Consider the following 15,228-nt stretch of genomic DNA (forward strand, 5'->3'; position numbering starts at 1 on the left):
AAGCAAGCACAGCCCTCAAGGCCTACGCCCAGCCATATGTCTCAGATAAGCCAGCAATTCATCCAGCTCCGGTTCACTCAAAACACTCTCTGCAAACCCTGGCATCTTCGCCTGCGGCCACTGCCGCAGGCTCTGCGGGTCACGAATCAGCTGGCGTAGATATTCAGGCTGGAAGTACTCGGTCGGGTTATGCGGCACATTCAAGTCCGGTCCCACCTGCGCATCCCCCGCGCCGTTCAACCGGTGGCACGCCAGGCAGTTCTGCTGGAACAGGGCAAAACCCCGGCGCACCGCGCTGTCGGCCGGCAGTTTCGGGTCGGGTAGCAGTGCCGGAAAACGCGCTTCGACTGAAGCCAGCTTGCGAATCGTGGAAATCTGGAACGGCCACTGCTCCGGGCGGATGCCGCTGGCCTGCGGCGCAGTCCACACCAGGTAGAACGGCCCTGCACTCGGTTTGCCCTGGCCCAGTGCCGGCCATGGTCTGCCCGGGTCCTCCACCGCCAGCCAGGCCTGTGCCGGCCCGTGCTGCAACAGTGGCGCGGCGGGCATTTCGGCGGCAAAACCGTCCAGCGCCACCGCCTGCAGGTGGTCGCTGGCGCTCACGCCTTCCAGCAGCACGGCCAACGGCACCGCCCGATAGTGCATGGGCCGCTTGTAGGAAACGTCCTGGTCGATGCTGATGTCCCGGGCCTGCGGGTGGTCGAGCAGTTCGGCACTGCTCCACTGGCGCGTCGTGGCGCCCAGTTCAAGGTGCAGTTGCGCCGCCGACAGCGGCAGGCTCAGGAGCAACACTAACAGTGCAAGGCAGTGGCGCATGGGTAATCTCCGACCATCAAGGCCAGCAGGTTACCTGTGCGTTGCCTGTTGGCGCCACAGCGGCAGTCAGCCGAACAAACGTGTCAGGTTCGGCAGGATCAGCAGCAAAGTCGTGGCGAAGAGAATGAGCCCAGCTTGGCGAATTTTCGATTGTCTGAACATGGCGGACCGCCTTCTTGTTGTTATTCCTGAATACCCGTTGGCTTCCCTGTCGCGCTTCGGGTCGATCGCAGTGGCGTTGCGTGACGCCTGAACTGCTTGCCTCTTGAAAGTGGATATACAACCAACAGTAGGGTGTGCGTCATCCATGTTTGAGAACCCTTTCTTCTAATGCTGTGGTCCGTTGATTTCGTTTGGCTATGAGGCCAAGTGCCAGCTGGCTGGCATGCTCTCGCTAGACGGTGGCGCAAGTGCCAGCAGGGCACCGACGAAATGTGACCGTTCGTCAGTGCGGCCTACTTGCTTGTACGTGCCTTTCGCGTCAGTCTCTACAGCAGATTCCCACCCATGTCGTTCAGGACTATCCCTATGTCGTTACGCATCTGCATCCTTGAAACCGATGTCCTGCGACCGGAGTTGACGGCGCAGTACCAGGGCTACGGCAGGATGTTCGAGCAGCTCTTCTCGCGTCAGCCGATCGCCGCCGAATTTCGTGTGTACAACGTGATGAACGGCGATTACCCCGCCGACGACGAAGTGTTCGATGCCTACCTGGTGACGGGCAGCAAGGCCGATTCGTTCGGTACCGACCCATGGATCCAGACCCTCAAGGCCTATCTGCTGAAGCTATACGAGCGTGGCGAGAAGCTGCTGGGGGTATGTTTCGGTCATCAGTTGCTGGCGTTGACCCTCGGTGGCAAGGCCGAACGTGCCGAGCAGGGTTGGGGCGTGGGTATCCACCGCTATTCGCTGGCGGCCCATGCGCCGTGGATGGACCCGGAGGTTTCGGAGCTGACCTTGCTGATCAGTCACCAGGACCAGGTGACCGAGCTGCCGGAAGGCGCCACGGTGATTGCCTCCAGCGATTTCTGCCCGAACGCGGCGTACCACATTCGTGACCAGGTGCTGTGCTTCCAGGGGCACCCGGAGTTCGTGCATGACTACTCCCGCGCGTTGCTCGATGCGCGCCAGGAGCATCTGGGTGATGAGGTGTACCACAAGGCCGTGGCCAGCCTGGCCACCGAGCACCAGGGCGACCTGGTGGGGGAGTGGATGTTGCGGTTTATCCAGCAGCCGGTGAGCAAGCACGACGCGGCGTGAGAGCGCGGGGCCGCAGAGCGGCCCCGGCAATCTCAAAGCCAGCCAGACTTCTTGAAGCTGGCATACAACCCCGAACACCCCATCGCAATCAACCCCAGCACCCCGAAATACCCATAGTGCCACCCCAGCTCCGGCATGTTCTGGAAGTTCATCCCGTAAATCCCGGCAATTGCCGTGGGGAACGCCAGGATCGCTGCCCAGGCCGCGAACTTGCGCTGCACGATGCTCTGCCGTGACGACTCCAGCAGCATGCCGATCTCGATGGTCTGGCTGGCGATGTCACGGATGCCGGCCAGGTCTTCCATCTGCCGCGTCACGTGGATCTGCACATCACGGAAGTACGGGCGCATGTTCTTGTCGATGAACGGGAAGCTCAGGCGCTGCAGTTCCTCGCTCACCTCGACCATCGGCGCCACGTAGCGCCGCAGGCGCAGGATGTCGCGGCGCAAGCTGTGCAGGCGGCGGATATCGTCTTCCTGCAGCGAGCCGCCAAGCACGCTTTGCTCCAGCTCTTCGATCTCGCCATGAATGGCCTCGCTGACCGGCTGGTAGTTCTCGGTGACAAAGTCGAGCAGGGCGTACAACACGAAGTCTTCGCCGTGCTCCAGCAGCAACGGCCGCGCCTCGCAGCGCTGGCGCACCAGGGCGTAGGACTTGGAGTGGCCGTTGCGGCAGGTGATGATGTAGCCGTTGCCGGCGAAGATGTGGGTTTCGATGAACTCCAGCTTGCCTTCGTGGCGCACCGGCGAGTAGGTGACGATGAACAGGGCGTCGCCGAAGGTTTCCAGCTTGGGCCGGCTGTGCTTCTCCAGGGCATCTTCGATGGCCAGTTCATGCAGGTTGAACTGGCACTGCAGGTTGGCCAGTTCCTCGGCGTTGGGCTCTTCCAGGCCGATCCACACGAAGTGCCCCGGCTTGCGCGCCCATTCGCTGCCTTCATCGATGCTGATGTTGGTGACCTTTCTGCCGGCGCTGTAAACCGCCGATGCCACGACTCGACCCATGGTTGTTCGCTTATTCCGGTTGGACACGGGTTACAGCTTGGGCCGTAGTGGGCTCAAGAGCAACCTAGTGCTTGGCCAGTTCCCCTTCCATGCGGTCGATGCATTGCTGCATCTGCCCCCGGCACTGTTCGATCAGCGCCGGCAGGTCCTGCAGGGTCATGCCCGCCGTTGCGATCGGTGGCAGCGAGCGCACGATTACCGTGCGCTGGCGCCAGCTGTTCAGGCTCAGGCGCCCTGCATAGCGGCTGACGCACACCGGCACGATTGGCACGCCAGCCTCGATGGCCATGTGAAAGGCGCCTTTCTTGAATGCCATCAGATGCTCGCCTGCATTGCGTGTGCCTTCGGGGAAAATCCAGATCGAGGTGTCGTCCTGCAGTACCCGGGTGGTCTTCTGCATGGCCTTGCGTGCCTGGTAGGCGTTCTTGCGGTCGACCAGTACATTGCCGCCCAGCCAGAACAACTGGCCGAACAGCGGGATCCAGCCCAGGCTCTTCTTGCCGATGGCCACGGTGCGTTGCGGTACCACCTGGCCCAGCACGAACAGGTCGAAGTTGGACTGGTGGTTGGCGACGATCACGCAGCCGGGCGGCTGGTCCCACAGCGGGCCGACTTCGGCCTTGACCCTGATTCGCATCAGCCAGGTGGCCGGCAAGCTGTAGAGGCGGGCGAACACGCGGCTGTTGTCGGGGTTGAAGGGGCGGCACAGGCCAATGACCAGGCCCAGGGCACCAACCACAAGGAAATGCAGCGCCAGCAGGAACATGCGCAGTGAATAAAGCATGGTACGACTCACACCAGACAGTCGCCGGGCAGTGTACGGATGTGCACTGGTCGGGGCAAACCCTGGTGTAAGCCTGTTCCGGCCTCTGCGCGGGTAAACCCGCTCCCACAGGTGAAGCGAGACTTCTGTGGGAGCGGGTTTACCCGCGAAGAGGCCGGTCCGGCTAGCCCATATGCTGCTGGTCCAGCTCGATCGCCTTGTCCAGCGCTTCCAGCAACCCTTTGCGCACCTTCAGCTTGGTGTTCTTGTGCGCCAGCATGTTCAGCTTCTTCAGCTCTCGCGCCGCCGCCAGTGCCGCATCCTGCAACTGCTCGGCCGGCACCACCTTGTCGAGGAAGCCGGCATCCACCGCACCCTGCGGGTCAAACACCTCGGCATTGATCATCGAGCGGTGGAAGGCCGAGCGGCGCAGGCGGTCGCGGGCCAGCTCGATGCCGGCATGGTGCATGGTCATGCCGATCTGCACTTCGTTCAGGCACACCTTGTATGGCCCTTCGACGCCAATGCGGTAGTCGCCAGACAGCAGCAGGAAGGCACCCTTGGCCACGGCGTTGCCCGGGCAGGCGACCACCACCGGGAACGGGTGCGACAGCAGGCGGCGGGCGAGGGTGGAGCCGGCGGTGACCAGGCTGATCGCCTCCTTGGGGCCGCTGGTCATCACCTTGAGGTCGTAGCCGCCTGACAAGATGCCTGGCTGCCCGGTGATGATCACCACTGCGCGCTCTTCGGTGGCGCGGTCGAGCGCGGCGTTGAAGGCAGCGATGACGTCTGGCGAGATGGCGTTGACCTTGCCGTTGTTCAGGGTCAGGGTAACGATGCCGTCTTCGGCGTGGTAGGTAATCAGCTCGCTCATGGCAGAGTCCTTTTGTTGGCGTGGCGACGACGTTACCCAGCGCTGGGGGCGAGGTAAAGCAGTAAGGCTGACCGGTCGGTCAGCGTACGCCGGGGCTCAAATGCAAATGCATGAAAAAATTGAAAAAAATGCTTGCCAAAGGGAATGTCTTTCACTAAATTAGCGCACCTCGACAGGCTGCAAGGCTTGAAGAGAAACGGTGAAGTGTCCGAGTGGTCGAAGGAGCACGCCTGGAAAGTGTGTATACGAGAAATCGTATCAAGGGTTCAAATCCCTTCTTCACCGCCACATTCTACGAAGAGCCCCCGAGCTGAAAAGCCGGGGGCTTTTTGTTTTCAGGGCCTTTTTGTCTCATTTTTCTGAGCTGGCGCGATCCCTGTGGGAGCGGGCACGCCCGCGAAGAAAGCGACGCGATGTATGGCACCGGCTGCGCCGGTGTTCGCGGCGGTTCGACGCCTCGACGCGCCCGCTCCCACAGGCGCCCCAAAAAATCTAGAAGCTGACCGAAGCCGACAGCCGAGCCGTCCGCGGCGCTCCCTGGAACAGGTAGTTATCCCCCAGGTAATCCCCCACATCGCGCCAGTAACGCTTGTCGAACACGTTATCCACAGTCAGCCGCAGCACCGTGTCATACCCCCCGATGCGCGTGCGGTAGCGGCTACCCACATCGAACACCGTATACCCGCCAACCTCCACGCTCCCCGCCTGGCTCGCATACTTGCTGGCGCTGTAGCGCGCCCCGCCCAGCAGTGCCAACCCCGGCACCGGCAGGGTGTATTCCGCCTGCAGCGCCGCCCGGAACCTGGGCACGTTGATCGCCTGGTGGCCTTCATAGGCATCGGTACCGCTGTTCTGCACCCGCGCCCGAATCGCCGCAGCGCTGGCTTGCACCCGCAGGTTCGAGGTTACCCAGCCGCTGGCGCCCAGCTCCAGGCCGGTGTTCTTCTGCTGGCCTTGCTGCACGTAGGTGAATTTGTCGGCGCCGTCCGGGCGGGCGTACTGGTATGCCTGGCGGATCTGGAACAGTGCGGCGCTGAAGCTCAGCCCTTGCCAGTCGTGCTTGAGGCCCAGTTCAAGCTGGTGCGAGGTCGTCGGCGCGAGGATTTCGGCTGCGTTGCTGGCAAACCAGGGGGCCGTGCCGCCGGCTGAAAGGCCTTTGGCGTAGCTGACGTACAAGGTGGTATCCGGTTGCGGCTTGTAGATGAGCGCGGCATTGGGCAGCAATTCGTATTGCCGGGTATGGCGGCCGGCCACCCCGTTTTCGTCCCAGGTGCTTTCATCCAGGCGCACTTCACGAGCGCCCAGTAAGGTCTGCCATTGCTCGTTGAAGCTGATACGGTCGCTGACGAACAGGCCGTACTGGCGGCTGTCCAGGCGACGTTCGCTAGACCTGATGGGCTTGTCGGATGGATCAAAGGCCGGCGCGCCGGTGTGGATGTTGCCTGTGCCTATCCATTCCATATAGCTGGGGCGCTGATCCAGCGTGCGCCGCTGTGCACTGGTGCCCACGGTCAGCTCATGCCCTACCCCCAGCGCATCGAAACGCCCATTGAGCATGGCCAGCGCCTCGTCGGTGCGGCGGGTGTCGTCGGGGCTGCGGAAGTCGTAAATGTCGTAGTCGCCATTGCTGCCGAAGAACGCGCCTTCGCTCGAGCCCCAGGCAAACGAGCTGTAGTCATCGATAACCACCTTGCTGCGCGAGGCACTCAAGGTCCCGGTCCAGGCCTCGTTGAAACGGTACTCGAAGCGCCCGCCCAGGTTCAGCGAATCGTTCTGCACCGGCTTGGCCCAGTGCTGGTAGGCCAGGCGGTCGTCCGGGTCGATGCCGTGGGGCACTTCGCTGCCACCGAGCAACTGGTAACCGGGTACCGAGCGCTGTTCGCGGTGCTGGTATTCGGCATCCAGTTGCAGGGTGGCATCCGGGTTGATCTGCCAGTCGAAGGCCAGCGAGGCGAAGTCGCGCTTGCCATCGGCATGGTCGACATAGGAGCGGATGTCTTCATGGGCCAGGTTGGCGCGCAGGCCGAACTGCCGCTCGCTGCCGAACCAGCCGCCCAGGTCGGTGGCCAGGTAGCGTGCGCCCTGTTCGTTGGTCGAAACCGTGATACTGCGCACGTCTTCGGCGCGCTTGGTCACGTAGTTGACCAAGCCGCCCGGCTCCGACACGCCGCTCTGCAGCCCGGACAGGCCCTTGAGCAGCTCCACCTGCTGCTTGTTCTCCAGAGCTACGTTCTGCTCGCCGGCGATGGTCTGGCCATTGATGCGGTAGCTGCTGGCGGCATTCAGCTCGAAGCCGCGCACGTTGAAGTTTTCGTAGTAACCGATGGGGGCGTAGCTTTCGCCCACCGAGGCGTCGCTTTGCAGCACTTCGCTGAGCTTGCGCACCTGGCGGTCTTCCAGCAGTTGCTGGCTGAACACGCTGACCGAAGCAGGGGTGTCGAGCAGGGGCGCGGGCTGGAAGCCACCTACTGCTGCCTGGCGTGCCTGGTAGCCGTCGTTGGCGTAGGTGTCGGACACCTGCAGCGGGGCCAGTAACACGCTGTCTTCGGCAAGCACATGAGGGCAATGCAGGGCCAGGCCCAGGCTGAGCAGGCTCAGGGGCAGGCGAGGGTGACGCGGGGGCATGCGGTGGGGCTCCTGGATGCGCACACCTGTGCCGGTCTCTTCGCGGGTAAACCCGCTCCCACAGGGATATCACTGCACCTGAGGATAGTGATTTTCCTGTGGGAGCGGGTTTACCCGCGAAGAGGCCGGCACAGGCCATGAAAAAGGCGGCATCTTACAGCCGCCTTCAACATAAAACGATCCAGGCCCGGTGATATTCAGTCTTGGTTGGCCGGCCGCTTGTGCTGCCGCCAGTTGTCATCGATCTTCGACCAGGTCTTGCCATCGGTAATGGCCATGAGCTTGCGCCCATCCTTGAAGGTAGCCAGGAAGGTAGCTTGTTCTTCCTTGCCACCCAGCCACAGCCCGGCCAGCAACCCCACCGGCCCGGCTACCAGGGCCCCGGCCATGCCCCAGCCCAGGGCACTGCCCAGGCTACGGCTGGATTCCAGGCTGGCCAGCCGGAGGTCGCTGATGCGTGCCAGAGAAATCCGCTCGCCCGGGGAGGGGCTGCGCGGGGTCTTGAGTGTGAGCGATCCGTTGCGATACTCGCCTTCACCTTGCAAGAAATCGCCGGATTGCACCGTGAGTCTTGTCATAACGTCGTCCTGTCAGGGAAAGGGCATTGACCAGCGCCTACTGAGCGCTGCCCAGGCGGGCAAGTCAACGGCCATGCGACGGAGGGTCGTGCGGTGCATTGTCGCCATGGCTAAGGGCCTCTTCGCGGGCACGCCCGCGAAGAATCCAATAAAAAATTTCAGGCCGCTTGCAAAGCGTTCTTGCGCTTACGCTCCGCCAACCCCCAGGCCAGCAACGCCAGCCCGCCAATCACCAACCCGGCCACCACAATTCCCATCCAGCTCTGGCGCTGGAACAACTGCGTGCCCAGCAATGACCCCAATGCCCCGCCAATGAAGTAGCAGGTGATATACCCGGCATTCAGCCGCGTGCGCGCCTCGGGCCGCAGGGCAATCACTGCATTCTGGTTGCTCACGTGCACCAGCTGCACCGCCAGGTCGAGCATCAGCACGCCCAGCAGCAAGGCCGGCAAGGACTGCTCGGCATAGCCCAGCGGGACCCATGACAGCAGCAACACCACCAGCCCCACGGTGGTACCCAGCGAGCCCTTGCCACGGTCGGCCAGGCGCCCGGCCCAGTTGGCCGACAGCGCACCCGCTGCACCGGCCAGGCCGAACAGGCCTATCACTGCGTCCGAATAGTGGTACGGGCCTTTCGCCAGCAGGAACGCCAGTGGCGTCCAGAACAGGGCGAACAGGCTGAACGCCAGCAGGCCGAGTAGCGAGCGCAGGCGCAGCACCGGTTCTTCGAAGAACAGGCGGAACACCGAGCCGATCAGCGCCGGGTATTTCAGCCCGGCATGGCTGTGGTGTTGCGGCAGGCTGCGGTGCAGCGCCACGGCGGTGATGGCCATCAGCACCGCGGCCAGCACGTAGATGCTGCGCCAGCCACCGAGCTCGGCCATGAAGCCGGCGGCGGTACGCGCCAGCAGGATGCCCAGCAGCAGGCCGCTCATCAGCGTGCCGACCGCGCGCCCGCGCTGGTGTGGCTCGCTGAGGCTCGCGGCCATGGGCACGAGGATTTGCGCCAATACCGAGAACAGCCCGGTCAGCGCCGTGCCAAGGATCAGCCAGGGCAGGCTCGGTGCGCAGGCACTGATGACCAGGCCCAGGGTGGAAATGGCGGTCATTACGGTGATCAGCCGGCGCTGCTCGAACAGGTCGCCCAGCGGCGCCAGCAGCAACAGGCCGGCGCCATAGCTGAGCTGCGCGGCAATGACGATGCTGCCGGCACTGGCGGTGCTCAGGCCGAACTGCTGGGCAATGCTGTGCAGCAGCGGTTGCGCGTAATAGTTACTGGCTACGGCCAGGCCGGTGGCGGTGGCCATCAGCAGGATCAGGGCACGGCTGAGCGTGGGGGTGTTCATGCAGTTCTCGTGGCGGGCAGGAGTAAAGGGGGGATTATCGGAAAGTGTCGGGCACTACATCAATGCATTGTGTGGCAGAGCCTGTGCCGGCCTATTCGCGGGCATGCCCGCTCCCACAGCGATCGCGCAGTACCTGTGGGAGCGGGCGCGCCCGCGAAGAGGCCGGAACACGGAACCCTTCAATCAGGCAGCAAACCCGCCATCGACCGTCAGGCTGGCCCCAGTGACATACCCCGCCTCAGGCCCCGCCAGGTAAGCCACGAAGCTGGCAATCTCATCCGCCTCGCCATACCGCCCGATCGCCATCAGCGGGATCAGGCTGTCAGCGAACTCGCCGCTGGCCGGGTTCATGTCGGTGTCCACCGGCCCTGGCTGAACGTTGTTCACGGTAATGCCCTTCGGCCCCAGGTCACGGGCCATGCCGCGGGTCAGGCCGACCAGCGCCGACTTGCTCATGGCATAGGGGGCGCCACCGGCAAACGGCATGCGCTCTGCGTTGGTGCTGCCAATGTTGATGATGCGCCCGCCTTGGCCCATGTAGCGGGCCGCGGCCTGGCTGGCGACGAATACGCTGCGCACGTTCACCGCCAGCATGTGGTCGAAGTCGGCCAGGTCGAATTCGGTCACCGGCGCTACCGCCAGTACACCGGCGTTGTTGACCAGGATATCCAGTCGGCCGAAGGCCTTCACGGTGTCATCCACAGCCAGTTGCACGGCTGCCGCGTCGGCACTGTCGGCCCGCAGGGCCAGGGCTTTGCCGCCGTTGTCGGTAATTTCCTGAACCAGCGCCTGCGCCGGGCCGGCGGAGCTGACATAGGTGAAGGCCACCTGTGCGCCTTCGCGGGCCAGGCGTCGCACGATGGCTGCACCGATGCCGCGGGAACCGCCCTGTACCAGGGCGACTTTGCCTTCGAGGGTGTGTTGTTTGGACATGCTGATCTCCTGCTGGAAGCCAGGCCGGAATGCCTTGGATGGGCGCAGTATCGGCGCTTGATTACCTGCTGATAAGATGGCAATCACTATTAGCAGAGTAAACCTTTGGTTGCTAATCATGGCCATGGAATCGTTCAATGCGTTGGAATGCTTCATCCGCAGTGCCGAGGTCGGCAGTTTTGCCGAGGCCGCCAGGCGCCTCAGCATTACCCCGGCTGCCGTGGGCAAGCATGTTGCCCAGCTGGAAGCACGCCTGGGGGTGCGGTTGTTCCAGCGTAGTACCCGCAAGCTGACCCTGACCGAAGCGGGGCAGCGATTTCTGGGGGAGGTCAGTGACAGCTTCCGCACCATCCAGTACGCCGTGGCTAACCTGGCCAGCAGCGAAGGCCAGCCGGCCGGGTTGTTGCGGGTGAGCATGGGCACGGTATTCGGGCGCTTGTATGTTTTGCCCTTGCTGGGAGAGTTCCTGCGTCGCTACCCGGCCATTACCCCGGACTGGCATTTCGACAACCGTCAGGTCGACCTGATCGGCCAGGGCTTCGATGCGGCGATTGGCGGTGGCTTCGAACTGCCGCCAGGGGTGGTGGCGCGCAAGCTGACCCCGGCGCACCGGGTGCTGGTGGCGGCGCCGGCGTACCTGGGGCGACACGCGCCGATTGACGACCCGCAGGTATTGCAACGGCATGACGGTATCCTGATCCGCTCGCCGCAGACCGGGCGGGTGCGCTCATGGCCGTTGACCAGCCGCTGGCAGGTGCAGCAGCCTTTGCAGTTGCGCCAGGCGATGACCATGAGCGATTCGGATGCGGCTTGCGCGGTGGCCGAGCAGGGCTTGGGGATTGCCCTGGTGAGCCTGCCGTTTGCCGTGCCGTACCTGGAGGGCGGGCGGCTGCGGCGGGTGCTGCCGGACTGGTATGTGGACGATGGGTATATCAGCCTGTATTTCGCCGAGCACAAGCTGCTGCCGGGCAAGACCCGGGCGTTTATCGACTTTGTGGTGGAGCAGTTTGCCGAGCAGGGGTTGGCGCGGCGGTTCGATGCCTTGCAAACCCTTTAGATGTGTATTGCCGGCGATTGGGCCCGGTCAGGCAACATCGACTATGAATAGTGCCTGTGCCCCCAGGCTCACCTCATCATCAACCTTCTTGCCGAGCAACTGCTGCCCCAGCGGCGAGCGCGGGGTAATCACCGTCACCAGCCCGGCCCCCTCGCCAATCTTCAGCCCCGCCGCCTCAGGCCCAAGGAACAACCGGCGCTGGCTGCCATCCTCGTCTTCCAGGGTTACCAGGTTGCTGATCTGCACCCCACGCGCCGGGTCATAATCGCGCAGCAGCAGTTGCTGGTAAGTCTGCAGTGCCATGCGAATCTCGGCGCTGCGGCGGGCCTGGCCGGTGGCCAGGTACGAGGCTTCCAGGCCAAGGGTGTCATACTTGTTCTCGGCGATGTTCTCTTCAGCAGTGGCGGCTTCGTACGCGGTTTGCGCCGCGCGGGTCAGCACATCCAGGTCATGCTCGAGGGTGGCGACGATCTGCGCCAGCAAGTGGGGCTTGTTCATGGTCAGTAACAGAACTCCAGCACGTTGGCCTGGCTTTTGTCGGTAGGCGCAGTGCGGTTCTGCTGCAGCCAGAACTGGCACTTGGGGCTGTTGAGGTTGTGCGGGTTGCCCTGGGCGGCCTCGGCGGCCTGTTGCAGTTCCTGCTTGTGCAGGATGTCCTTGTAGCGTTCGAACATCTCCGCCTGGGCATCCGCCACAGGGGCTGGCGCTGGCGGCGTGGCAGGCCGGTACGCGCTGGGGGCCACGGCCTGGGCCAGTGGCTGTACCTGCTGTGGCCACAGTTGCAGGGCCAGCCACAGGCTGGCGGCGATGGCCACGGCGCCCAGCCACAGGCCAAAGGCAACGCACAGGATCAACGGCAACGGCTTGAGGGCGATCTTCAGTTCACGGTGGCGCGGCATGGCAGCTTCCTGGCAGGTGGATCGGGGTGCATTGTCGCATGCGTCTGGGCATTTTTCCGCGCAGGTGCTTTTGTCAGCGACAATTTATGCGCAAAATGCGCGGTTTTTCCGCCGGGCGAGGGCAGGGCACATGAAAGCCACCTGGGACATCTTCTGCAGTGTCGTCGACAACTACGGCGATATAGGCGTGACCTGGCGCCTGGCCCGGCAGCTGGTGGCCGAGCACGGGCTGGCAGTGCGCCTGTGGGTGGATGACCTCAATGCGTTCACGCCCATGTGCCCAGGGGCCGATGCCACCGCCCAGCAGCAGTGGCAGCACGGTGTGGACGTGCGCCAGTGGCCGGTAACCTGGTTGCCGGTGGCGCCGGCTGATGTGGTAATTGGTGCCTTCGCCTGCCAGTTGCCAGCACCTTATGTAGAGGCAATGCGTGCTCGCGCCACGCCGCCGCTGTGGCTGAACCTTGAGTACCTCAGTGCCGAGGACTGGGTGGAGGGTTGCCATGGCTTGCCTTCGCCGCAGCCCAATGGCTTGCGCAAGGTGTTTTTCTTTCCCGGCTTTACCGAAAAAACCGGTGGCCTGCTGCGCGAGGGCTCGCTGCTGGCACGGCGTGATGCGTTCCAGCAGGGCGCACGGCAGGCCTTCTTGCAGGGGCTTGGCGTAAACCCTGAAGCGGGGGCGTTGCTGATGTCGCTGTTCGCCTACGAAAACCCGCAACTGGGCAACTGGCTCGATGCCATGGCCTCAGGTGAGCAACCTTGTCACTTGCTGGTGCCGCAAGGGCGCGTTGTCGCGGGGCTCAGCCAGTGGCTTGGCGAGGCGCCGCTGCAAGTGGGCAGCGTGCGCAAGCGAGGGGCGCTGACCGTGCAGGTATTACCTTTCGTCAGCCAGGACGACTACGACCGGTTGCTGTGGAGCTGTGATTTCAACGCCGTGCGCGGCGAAGACTCGTTCGTGCGCGCGCAGTGGGCCGGGCAGCCGATGCTGTGGCACATCTACGTGCAGGACGAGAATGCCCATTGGGAAAAGCTCGAAGCGTTTCTCGCGCATTATCGACACGGGTTGTCAGGCGATGCCGATGCCGCCCTGCTTGGCCTGTGGCGTGCCTGGAACATGGACAGCGACATGGGCCAGGCCTGGCAGGCGGCCCGCCAGCACTGGCCAGAACTGCGGCAGCATGCCCGGCGTTGGGCGGCGCGACAGGCCGCTCAGCCGGACCTTGCCACAGCGCTAGTACACTTTTACCGAAATTCGCTATGATACGCGGCCTCGATTTTTATAAATCCATCCAGATTCGGATACTTCGTAATGAAAACTGGTAAAGAACTGAAACCCGGTACCGTCCTGCGGATCGACAACGACCCATGGCTGGTTCAAAAAGCTGAGTTCACCAAGTCGGGCCGTAACAGCGCGATCATGAAGACCAAGCTGAAGAACCTGTTGACCGGCTACAAGACCGAAACCGTCTACGGTGCGGACGACAAGCTGGACGACGTGATCCTGGATCGCAAAGAAGCGACCCTGTCGTTCATCAACGGTGACGAATACACCTTCATGGACACCACCGACTACACCATGTACGAACTGAACGCCGAGGACATCGAAGCCGTTCTGCCGTACATCGAAGAAGGCATGGAAGACGTCTGCGAAGCCGTGTTCTTCGAAGGCCGCCTGGTTTCGGTTGAACTGCCGACCACCATCAGCCGCCAGGTTGTCTACACCGAGAACGCTGCACGCGGCGACACCTCGGGCAAGGTCATGAAGCCTGCCAAGCTGAAGAACGGTACCGAGATCTCGGTTGCCGACTTCATCCAGATCGACGAGTGGATCGATATCGACACTCGCGACAACAGCTTCAAAGGCCGTTCCAAGAAGTAATACTTCTTGTGAAACGCAAAAAACCCGGCCTTGGCCGGGTTTTTTCATGCCTGCGTTTTTGCAGTTCTCGATGCTTGCTCTTGTTTTTGTGGGAGCGGCCTTGTGTCGCGATGGGGCGCAAGGCCGCGCCCACAAGGGGATCGCGCCAGCCTTAAACGGTTACGTGCAGGCGCACATCCACATTGCCGCGGGTGGCGTTGGAGTACGGGCACACCTTGTGCGCCTTTTCCACCAGCCCTTCGGCATCGGCCTGGGCCAGGCCCGGCAGGTTGATGTGCAGGTCGATGTCCAGGCCGAAACCACCCGGAATCTGGCCGATGCCCACCTTCGCGGTGATCGAGGCATCCGCTGGCAGGGCTTTTTTCTCTTGCCCGGCCACGAACTTCAAGGCGCCGATGAAGCATGCCGAGTAACCGGCGGCGAACATCTGCTCGGGGTTGGTGCCGTCACCGCCTGCGCCGCCCAGTTCCTTGGGGGTGCTCAGGTTGACAACCAGTTTGCCGTCACTGGAGCGGGATTTGCCATCGCGCCCACCGGTGGAGGTTGCTTCTGCGATGTACAGCGGAGTGACCTTTTGCATCTTGAGCCTCGCTAATGTGCTGTGCGCTCCCCGTCTGGAGGAGGGCGCGGGTTGGTGTGGGATTTAAATTAGCGCGCAATTAGTTAGCGCGCAAGATAAATCTTCACCGCTCGTCCGAACGGCCATCGCACAGCATAGCTGTCAGAGGTTTTTCTGCAGGTTCTCGCGCAGCGCCAGCAAGTCGGCCTGCAGCTGTTGCAGCTGTTCAAGGCTGCGTCCACTGGCCTTGAGGATGCACTGTGGCACTTCCCTGGCCTGCTGTTGAAGGGCGCGGCCCTTGTCGGTCAGTTGCACCAGCACCACCCGTTCGTCCTCGCGGCTGCGGTTGCGCTGCAGCAGGCCCTCGCTTTCCAGGCGCTTGAGCAGCGGCGTCAACGAGCCGGGGTCGGTCAGCAGGTGCTGGCTGATCTCGCCTACGGTCAGGCCGTCGCGCTCCCACAGCACGAGCATGGCCAGGTACTGCGGGTAGGTCAGGCCCAGGGCCTGCAGCAGCGGTTTGTAGACCTTGGTCATCAGCAACGAGGTGGAATGCAGGGCGAAACAGACCTGGTTGTCCAGCAGCAGCTCGTCACAGGAGGAGGCTTGGGTGTCGGCGTTCATGCAGGTCCTTGAAGGTA

Annotated in this window: 17 protein-coding genes and 1 tRNA gene; 5 read left to right on the forward strand and 13 right to left on the reverse strand. The window is 63.1% G+C overall.

Annotated elements, in window-relative coordinates:
• Positions 1-15 precede the first annotated feature (15 nt).
• Both MKK04_RS06935 and MKK04_RS06940 read right to left on the reverse strand, forming a co-directional pair.
• Positions 16-816, reverse strand: coding sequence for a c-type cytochrome (locus MKK04_RS06935; RefSeq protein WP_241106389.1), 801 nt, complete (start codon positions 814-816; stop codon positions 16-18).
• A 66-nt stretch (positions 817-882) separates the two neighbouring features.
• Positions 883-1,125, reverse strand: coding sequence for a hypothetical protein (locus tag MKK04_RS06940; RefSeq protein ID WP_128637193.1), 243 nt, complete (start codon positions 1,123-1,125; stop codon positions 883-885).
• Positions 1,126-1,344: 219 nt separating this feature from the next.
• On the opposite strand from MKK04_RS06940, the gene MKK04_RS06945 reads away from it, so the two are divergent.
• On the forward strand, positions 1,345-2,076 hold the full coding sequence (locus MKK04_RS06945; protein WP_063911677.1) for an amidotransferase: 732 nt from the start codon (positions 1,345-1,347) through the stop codon (positions 2,074-2,076).
• 32 nt (positions 2,077-2,108) lie between these two features.
• On the opposite strand, the gene MKK04_RS06950 is transcribed toward MKK04_RS06945, so the two are convergent.
• The 3 genes from MKK04_RS06950 to MKK04_RS06960 all read right to left on the reverse strand — a co-directional run bounded on the left by MKK04_RS06950 (position 2,109) and on the right by MKK04_RS06960 (position 4,717).
• Entirely contained in the window at positions 2,109-3,080 is a 972-nt protein-coding gene (locus tag MKK04_RS06950; protein WP_207832295.1) for a magnesium and cobalt transport protein CorA, read from the reverse strand.
• A gap of 64 nt (positions 3,081-3,144) precedes the next feature.
• Positions 3,145-3,864, reverse strand: a complete 720-nt coding sequence (locus tag MKK04_RS06955) for a lysophospholipid acyltransferase family protein (protein ID WP_241106390.1) — start codon at positions 3,862-3,864, stop codon at positions 3,145-3,147.
• Between the two features lie 163 nt (positions 3,865-4,027).
• A complete protein-coding gene (locus MKK04_RS06960; protein WP_241106391.1) occupies positions 4,028-4,717 on the reverse strand; it encodes a crotonase/enoyl-CoA hydratase family protein in 690 nt (229 codons plus the stop codon).
• Positions 4,718-4,915: 198 nt separating this feature from the next.
• Between MKK04_RS06960 and MKK04_RS06965 the strand changes: the two genes are divergently transcribed.
• A tRNA-Ser gene (locus MKK04_RS06965) sits at positions 4,916-5,005 on the forward strand.
• Between the two features lie 204 nt (positions 5,006-5,209).
• On the opposite strand, the gene MKK04_RS06970 is transcribed toward MKK04_RS06965, so the two are convergent.
• The 4 genes from MKK04_RS06970 to MKK04_RS06985 form a co-directional block, all read right to left on the reverse strand.
• Positions 5,210-7,342 (reverse strand): TonB-dependent siderophore receptor, encoded by a 2,133-nt coding sequence (locus MKK04_RS06970; RefSeq protein WP_241106392.1) that lies wholly within the window; start codon positions 7,340-7,342, stop codon positions 5,210-5,212.
• Positions 7,343-7,539: 197 nt separating this feature from the next.
• On the reverse strand, positions 7,540-7,920 hold the full coding sequence (locus MKK04_RS06975) for a hypothetical protein (RefSeq protein ID WP_207832289.1): 381 nt from the start codon (positions 7,918-7,920) through the stop codon (positions 7,540-7,542).
• Between the two features lie 158 nt (positions 7,921-8,078).
• A complete protein-coding gene (locus MKK04_RS06980; RefSeq protein ID WP_241106393.1) occupies positions 8,079-9,266 on the reverse strand; it encodes an MFS transporter in 1,188 nt (395 codons plus the stop codon).
• 183 nt (positions 9,267-9,449) lie between these two features.
• On the reverse strand, positions 9,450-10,199 hold the full coding sequence (locus MKK04_RS06985; protein ID WP_063911683.1) for a 3-oxoacyl-ACP reductase family protein: 750 nt from the start codon (positions 10,197-10,199) through the stop codon (positions 9,450-9,452).
• Positions 10,200-10,317: 118 nt separating this feature from the next.
• Here MKK04_RS06985 and MKK04_RS06990 point away from each other — a divergent pair, with 118 nt between their 5' ends.
• Entirely contained in the window at positions 10,318-11,256 is a 939-nt protein-coding gene (locus MKK04_RS06990) for a LysR family transcriptional regulator (protein WP_241106394.1), read from the forward strand.
• A 27-nt stretch (positions 11,257-11,283) separates the two neighbouring features.
• Here the strand turns inward: MKK04_RS06990 and MKK04_RS06995 are convergent, their stop codons facing one another.
• Together MKK04_RS06995 and MKK04_RS07000 are read right to left on the reverse strand one after the other, a co-directional pair.
• Positions 11,284-11,754: a GreA/GreB family elongation factor gene (locus tag MKK04_RS06995; RefSeq protein WP_207832284.1), complete on the reverse strand. Its 471-nt coding sequence runs from the start codon at positions 11,752-11,754 to the stop codon at positions 11,284-11,286.
• Between the two features lie 2 nt (positions 11,755-11,756).
• Complete coding sequence (locus MKK04_RS07000) at positions 11,757-12,155, reverse strand: hypothetical protein (RefSeq protein WP_207832281.1); 399 nt, start codon at positions 12,153-12,155, stop codon at positions 11,757-11,759.
• Positions 12,156-12,285: 130 nt separating this feature from the next.
• Between MKK04_RS07000 and earP the strand changes: the two genes are divergently transcribed.
• Together earP and efp are read left to right on the forward strand one after the other, a co-directional pair.
• Positions 12,286-13,413: an elongation factor P maturation arginine rhamnosyltransferase EarP gene (gene earP / locus MKK04_RS07005; RefSeq protein WP_233687171.1), complete on the forward strand. Its 1,128-nt coding sequence runs from the start codon at positions 12,286-12,288 to the stop codon at positions 13,411-13,413.
• A 48-nt stretch (positions 13,414-13,461) separates the two neighbouring features.
• Positions 13,462-14,031 (forward strand): elongation factor P, encoded by a 570-nt coding sequence (gene efp / locus MKK04_RS07010; RefSeq protein WP_013971530.1) that lies wholly within the window; start codon positions 13,462-13,464, stop codon positions 14,029-14,031.
• Between the two features lie 151 nt (positions 14,032-14,182).
• Here efp and MKK04_RS07015 read toward each other — a convergent pair whose 3' ends face one another.
• On the reverse strand, positions 14,183-14,611 hold the full coding sequence (locus MKK04_RS07015; protein WP_063911688.1) for an organic hydroperoxide resistance protein: 429 nt from the start codon (positions 14,609-14,611) through the stop codon (positions 14,183-14,185).
• A 141-nt stretch (positions 14,612-14,752) separates the two neighbouring features.
• Positions 14,753-15,211 carry a MarR family winged helix-turn-helix transcriptional regulator gene (locus tag MKK04_RS07020; RefSeq protein ID WP_063911689.1) on the reverse strand — a complete coding sequence of 153 codons (459 nt, stop codon included), beginning with the start codon at positions 15,209-15,211 and terminating at the stop codon, positions 14,753-14,755.
• Positions 15,212-15,228: the final 17 nt, after the last annotated feature.

The organism is Pseudomonas sp. LS.1a (assembly GCF_022533585.1).
Taxonomy (GTDB): Bacteria; Pseudomonadota; Gammaproteobacteria; order Pseudomonadales; family Pseudomonadaceae; genus Aquipseudomonas.